Here is a 1988-nt window from a genome sequence, read left to right on the forward strand (position 1 = left end):
ACGATTTTGGCGCACCCAAAAGCAAACCGCCTCGGACGAAACATTGAGCAGGAAGCCGACGCCTCACGCATGCAGGAGATTTTATCCACCGCGATCGCTTCAAGACAAGAAGAATTCCGCCTGTTTTCCTTCGAGGAGCAGGGAGCCGATTGGCTGGCAGGCTACACGTCGATCGATGTGACCGTGAATCCTAGAGAGACTCGTAGCTGGGCAGTGTTGGCAATTACACCGCTCAGCAACACGCTCTACGGTCTAGAGGAAATTAAGCAAGTTCTGATTGTGCTGACGCTGGGATTGCTGACGGCAAATCTTTTAGTCACGCTGTATCTGGCGCGGGATCTGGCGCTGCCAATGGAGCAACTCAGCGACTACGCCCTGCACATCTACCACCATCACCCAGCCGAGCAAGCCCCCAAAAACTTCAAAGTCAGAGAGCTGAACCACCTTGCAGAAGCCTTGGACAGCATGGTGGAGCGCCTCGAAGATCGGGCAGAGGAGCTAGAAGCCGCGTGGCAAGAGGCACAAGCCGCCAATCAGCTTAAGAGCGAGTTTTTAGCAACTACATCTCATGAACTGCGGACGCCGCTGAACGCAATTATTGGCTGCGTTCGGCTGGTGCGAGATGACTGCTGCGACAGCCGCGAAGAGGAACTGGAATTTCTTCAGCAGGCAGACGAAGCCGCCATTCACCTGCTGAAAATTATCAACGACCTGCTGGACATCGCCAAAATTGAGGCAGGCAAGGTAGAACTGAATCTGCAACCCGTGTCGATTCAGGACCTTTGCGAGCAGTGCTTGAAGATGATTCAACCCGGAGCCGAGAAAAAGCGGCTGTCGTTGGCGATCGAGGTAGACGATCGCCAGTTGCGCGTTCCCCTGGATGAACGTCGCGTGCGCCAGATGGTGATTAACCTGCTTTCAAACGCCGTTAAATTCACTCAGGAGGGTGGGCAAGTCAAACTGAGCGGACGCATTGCTTACGGACATGAACTGGCTCAGGATGTTCGTCCAGACCACAGTCCAATCAACCCGACGACGCCTTATCTTTGCCTAGAGGTAATTGATTCCGGCATCGGCATTCCGAAGGAGCGCTGGCATCTGCTGTTCCGTCCGTTTCAGCAGATCGACTCGTCGCTAACTCGTAAGCACGAAGGCACTGGACTCGGACTTGCCCTGACAAAGCGATTGGCAGAACTGCACGGGGGCACAATCTCTTTCCAGTCCACCCCCAGCAAAGGCAGCACGTTCCGAATTTGGCTGCCGTCAGGGGAAGCGAAATTAACCGAGGATCTGGCATCGGCTTAGACGATCGCGACTCCCGTCTGCGAATCAAACAAATGGATTTTGTCTGGCACGATCGACAGCCAAAGCTGCTCACCCAGTCGAACCGGACGATCGGGTTCAATCCTGGCTTGCAGCGTGGGAGTATTCGTGGCTTCCATCAGTCGCACTGATAAATACGTTTCGCTGCCTAGCGCCTCGACCAGTTCTACCTGCACAGGTAAATTCTTCGTCGCGGGCAGGCTAACGCTGAGGTGTTCCGGTCGAATGCCCAGCGTTAGGGTTTGCCCATCGTAGGGCTGAAGCGGTGCCGCCCACGACTCCGGCAGCGTTAGGCGAAACTGCGGATGAGTAATCAGCAGCGGTGCTTTGAACTGCACAGGCAAAAAATTCATCGGCGGCGACCCAATAAACTCTGCCACAAACCGATTTACAGGACGGCTGTACAGCTCCAGCGGCGAAGCGATCTGCTGGATTTGTCCAGCATTCATGACCGCAATGCGATCGCCCATTGTCATCGCCTCGGTCTGGTCGTGCGTTACGTAGATCGTCGTGGTGCCCAACTGCCGCTGCAGTTTGACGATCTGCGATCGCGTTTCCGCCCGCAGCTTGGCATCCAAATTGCTCAGCGGCTCGTCCATCAGAAACACCTGCGGATTCCGCGCCATTGCCCGCCCCAGTGCCACCCGCTGCTTCTGTCCGCCGGA

The 1988-nt window shown here is 55.7% G+C and carries 2 protein-coding genes; one reads left to right on the top strand and one right to left on the bottom strand.

Translation table 11 applies throughout. From position 1 onward, the window contains the following. On the top strand, positions 1-1305 hold a 1305-nt coding region (locus H6F43_RS19750; protein ID WP_242025785.1), incomplete at its 5' end, for an ATP-binding protein. Here H6F43_RS19750 and H6F43_RS19755 read toward each other — a convergent pair. Further along, positions 1302-1988, bottom strand: a 687-nt coding sequence (locus H6F43_RS19755; RefSeq protein WP_190344675.1) for an ABC transporter ATP-binding protein, incomplete at its 5' end; no start/stop codon positions are given. The two genes, H6F43_RS19750 and H6F43_RS19755, sit on opposite strands and share 4 nt — an antisense overlap.

Source organism: Leptolyngbya sp. FACHB-36 (assembly GCF_014695955.1).
Classification (GTDB): Bacteria; Cyanobacteriota; Cyanobacteriia; order Leptolyngbyales; family Leptolyngbyaceae; genus FACHB-36.